1 protein-coding gene is annotated in these 215 nt (G+C 67.0%); it reads left to right on the plus strand.

The window, feature by feature from the left end; translation table 11 throughout:
- On the plus strand, positions 1-215 hold a 215-nt coding region (locus AAHM41_RS40525; RefSeq protein WP_342242300.1), incomplete at both ends, for a transposase.

Below are 215 nucleotides of genomic sequence, written 5' to 3' on the forward strand. Positions count from 1 at the left end.
CTTCTATGCCTGGCGCGACGATGGCATCTGGCAGCAGATCAATCATGAGCTGGTCATCCTGTCGCGCGAGGCCTCCGGCCGCGAGGCCAGCCCCTCGGCCGGGGTGATCGACAGCCAGTCGGTCAAGACCACCGAGGCGGGCGGGCCATGCGGCTTCGATGCCGGCAAGAAGGTCAAGGGCCGCAAGCGCCATATCGTCACCGATACCGCCGGAC

Source organism: Inquilinus sp. OTU3971 (genome assembly GCF_038440215.1).